Below are 3620 nucleotides of genomic sequence, written 5' to 3'. Positions count from 1 at the left end.
GGCGGAGGCCGCCCGCAGCAGCGTCCGGCGGTCCACGCCGTCGGCACGCGCGCCGTCCCGGGCGGCCCGCGTCGGCTCGGCCCGCCTCCGGTCGGCCCGGCTCCGATCGGTCTGCCTCCGGTCGGTCTGCCTCCGGTCGGCGGGCGTCGGATCGGCCGGTGTCGGGACTGCTTCGTTCGGGGTGCGGACCTCGTCGTCCATGAACGGCGTTCCTTCCGTTTCAGCGTGGTCGGTTTCGGCGCCGCGCGCGACCGCGGCCGCCGCCGGGGCCCGCGGGCCGTCCTGGACGGGCTTCCGCTCCCCGGTCTGACCTACTCACCGGTGTGGACTCCTACCGTTCCCATTGTGTCGGCGAAACCCCGCCCCGCAGCGGAGCACCCCATGTCAGCCACCCCGCCCGCCCGGATCGTCCGGGGTCCCGGCCCGGAACCGCCGCTCGCCCACGGGGCCGGGGCCGGCGCCCGGACACCTTCGATCTGGCCGGATACCCGCTCGGCGCCGCCGTCGCCGTCCGGATCGCCACCCGCCGCCCCGGGCGGGTCCGCTCGCCGCCACTGCTCGCCGGCGTGGCCGGGGCCCGGCCCGGTGGCGGACGCTCTCCGAGCTGTTCATCGACCTGGCCGACCGGCCGGACGAGCTCGCCCCGCTGCGGGAACATCCCAAGTCCCCGGTGCCGGAGGGCTTCCGGCAGCGGTTCCGGCCCGCCGCCCGGACCGACGTCCGCGCCGAACCGGCCGCGACAGCCGTCCCCGCCCTGGTCGCCGGCCGGGCTGATCCCCGGCACACGCCTGGCCGAACTCACCTGCGGGCGCCTGCCGGTGGCCGGGACGCCGCCCGAACTGCGCGACGTGCCGCCGGAGTTCCTCAGGAGCCGAGCCTCCCGGGGGAACACCCCGGCAGGCGGCGGCGTTCGCCCGGTCATGCGCATCGGAGAACTCGCCCGCCTGACCGGGGTGTCCACCCGCCTGCTCCGCTACTACGAGGAACAGGGCCTGCTCCGGCCGGACCGCACGGCGGCCGGCTACCGCGAGTACGGCGAGGAGGACACCGTCCGGGTGTGGCAGGTCCGCAGCCTGCTCGCGGCCGGTCTGAGTACCCGGGTGATCGCCGAGCTGCTGCCCTGCGCCACCGGTCCGGTCCCCGTCCTGGAGGCCTGCCCGGAGCTGCTCGCCATCCTGCGCGGCGAACTCGCCGACCTGGACTCCCGGATCGAGGACCTCAGCCGCAGCCGCCGGGCGCTCTCCCACTACCTCGCCACCGCGCGCGACTCCGGGCCCGACCACGGACGGCAGCACGGGCCCGGGCACCGGCACGACGACGGGCACGACTACGGCGAGGAGCAGGCGGCCTGACGGGACGTAGGTCCCGACCCCGCGCTTCCCCGGCGCGCCGTCCCTCCGCTCACGGAGCGGACTGGACATAGTGCGACATACAGCTTGAATCCGAGCGTGCCGACGCACGCCGAGTATGTCGAGGGGTCCATCCGATGAGCAGCCAGCCGCCCCAGTCCGACCAGCCCGTGGAGGAGCCCGACGAACCCGCCGCGACCCTTCCGGCCGACCGGGCGGTGTTCGGCATCGGCGCCGTCCTGGTCCTGGCGGTGGTCGCCTGGGGCGTCTTCGCCGAGGACTCGCTCGGCCGTACCTCCGACACCGCGCTCGGCTGGGTGCTGCACAACTTCGGCTGGCTGTTCGTGGTGGCCGCCGACGTCTTCCTGGCGCTCAGCGTGCTGCTCGCGTTCAGCCGCTTCGGCCGGATCCGGCTCGGCCGCGACGACGACGAGCCCGAGTTCTCCACCCTCGCCTGGATCGCCATGATGTTCAGCGCCGGGATGGGCATCGGCCTGATGTTCTACGGCGTCGGCGAGCCGCTCCAGCTCTTCGCCACCCCGCAGCCGGGCTCCGGCCTGGAGCCGCAGAGCGCGGCCGCCGCCCAGCAGGCCCTGGAGTTCTCGCTCTTCCACTGGACCCTGCACCCGTGGGCGATCTACGCGGTCGGCGGCCTGGCCCTCGCCTACACCACCTTCCGCAAGGGCCGGGGCAACCGGGTCTCCGCCGCCTTCGTCCCGCTGATCGGCCAGCGCGGCGCGGACGGCTGGGCCGGGCGGACGATCGACCTGCTGGCCGTGTTCGCCACCGTCTTCGGCTCCGCGACCAGCCTCGGCCTCGGCGCGCTCCAGGTCGCCGACGGGCTCGGCTACATCACCTCCGTCCGCAACACCCAGAACGCCCAGCTGATCATCATCGGCTCGCTGACGGCCGCGTTCGTGGTCTCCGCGTTCTCCGGGGTGCACAAGGGCGTGAAGTGGCTCTCCACGGCGAACGTCGTGCTGGCCTCGCTGATCATGGTCTTCGTCTTCGTGGTCGGCCCGACGGTCTTCGCCCTGGACGCGATCCCCTCCTCGGTCGGCGGCTACCTCTCCGACCTGCTCGGGATGTCCACCCAGACCGGCGCCTTCACCGACGAGAGCTGGCTCGGCTCCTGGACGATCTTCTACTGGGCCTGGTGGCTCTCCTGGGCGCCCTTCGTCGGCACCTTCATCGCGCGGATCTCGCGCGGCCGCACCATCCGGCAGTTCCTGCTCGGCGTGCTGCTGGTGCCCAGCGGGGCGACGGTCATCTGGTTCTGCGTGATGGGCGGCACCGCGATCCGGCTGTCCACCACCGGCGCGGCCGACCTGGTCGCGACCATCCCGCAGGGCCCGGAGGCCTCGCTGTTCGAGATGCTGCGCGCGCTGCCGCTCGGCTCGGTGACCAGCGTGGTCGCGGTGCTGCTGGTGATGACCTTCTTCATCACCAGCGCCGACTCGGCCTCGCTGGTGCTGGGCTCCCTCTCCAGCCGGGGCTCGCTGCACCCGCGCACCTGGCTGGTGGTGGTCTGGGGCGTGCTGATGGGCGGGGTCGCGGCGGCCCTGCTGCTGGCCGGCGGGCTCACCGCGCTCCAGAACGCGACGATCCTGGTCGCGCTGCCGTTCGTGGTCGTGATGCTGCTGCTGTGCGTCTCGCTGGTGAAGGAGCTCCGCGAGGACCCGGCCGCCGCCCCCGCCCGCTTCCACCCTCCGCACGGCCTGCGGGACGCCGTCCGGGAGGTCGTCGGCGAGTCGGGCACACGCCGCTGACCTGCGCGTACGCCCCGCCCGGTGACGGGTGGGGCGTACGCGGCCAACCGACGCCCAACCCCCGTCCGGACTTCACCCGCACGTACCGACCGTTCACGCCGCCCTGGAAACCTCCCTGTCATGAACGCCAGCCCTCAGGCGCCCTACCAGGAACCGCGCTTCCCCCTGCCCCAACGGCACCGCCGGCTGCTCGCCGTCACCGCCGTACTCACCTCCATCGCCCTCGGCACCCTGGGCGTCGGCGCCACCGTGGAAACCGTCGAACACGGCCCCCTCGCGAGCGCCTCCGCCAGCAAGTAGCCCCTGCTCCACCCAGCACCGCGGTCCCGTTCCGGGCCCGGTGCTTCTTGCTTTCCGCTCACCGGCGGCGGAGCCGGGGCGGCGCGGTGGGCGCCACCGCTACGCCGGCTGTCCGGGGCGGGAGTGGCGGCCGGTGCCGGGGGTGGGGTGGAGGTCGGGGGCCGGGGCGTAGCGCGCGGCCGGGGGGCGCAGGCGCCAGGCC

General features: G+C 74.4%; 4 protein-coding genes. 3 read left to right on the top strand and 1 reads right to left on the bottom strand.

Annotated features, from left to right (window positions below; all coding sequences use genetic code 11):
- The coding region (locus AE652_RS48755; protein WP_049659795.1) for a hypothetical protein at positions 1-201 on the bottom strand (201 nt) is incomplete at its 3' end.
- A gap of 719 nt (positions 202-920) precedes the next feature.
- On the opposite strand from AE652_RS48755, the gene AE652_RS37665 reads away from it, so the two are divergent.
- The 3 genes from AE652_RS37665 (at position 921) to AE652_RS37655 (ending at position 3418) form a co-directional block, all read left to right on the top strand.
- Entirely contained in the window at positions 921-1352 is a 432-nt protein-coding gene (locus AE652_RS37665; RefSeq protein ID WP_063780401.1) for a MerR family transcriptional regulator, read from the top strand.
- A 134-nt stretch (positions 1353-1486) separates the two neighbouring features.
- A complete protein-coding gene (locus tag AE652_RS37660) occupies positions 1487-3118 on the top strand; it encodes a BCCT family transporter (protein WP_049659793.1) in 1632 nt (543 codons plus the stop codon).
- Positions 3119-3238: 120 nt separating this feature from the next.
- Entirely contained in the window at positions 3239-3418 is a 180-nt protein-coding gene (locus AE652_RS37655) for a hypothetical protein (RefSeq protein ID WP_049659792.1), read from the top strand.
- Positions 3419-3620: the final 202 nt, after the last annotated feature.

This window comes from Kitasatospora sp. MY 5-36 (genome assembly GCF_001182915.1).
Classification (GTDB): Bacteria; Actinomycetota; Actinomycetes; order Streptomycetales; family Streptomycetaceae; genus Kitasatospora.
Note: the sequence above shows the minus strand (reverse complement) of the source record. Positions and strands in the feature narration are given on the sequence as shown.

What these genes read in the sequence shown, in the direction of transcription:
- AE652_RS37665 (WP_063780401.1), top strand. Translation starts at nt 921, where the DNA reads ATGCGCATCGGAGAACTCGCCCGCCTGACCGGGGTGTCCACCCGCCTG.
- AE652_RS37660 (WP_049659793.1), top strand. Translation starts at nt 1,487, where the DNA reads ATGAGCAGCCAGCCGCCCCAGTCCGACCAGCCCGTGGAGGAGCCCGAC.
- AE652_RS37655 (WP_049659792.1), top strand. Translation starts at nt 3,239, where the DNA reads ATGAACGCCAGCCCTCAGGCGCCCTACCAGGAACCGCGCTTCCCCCTG.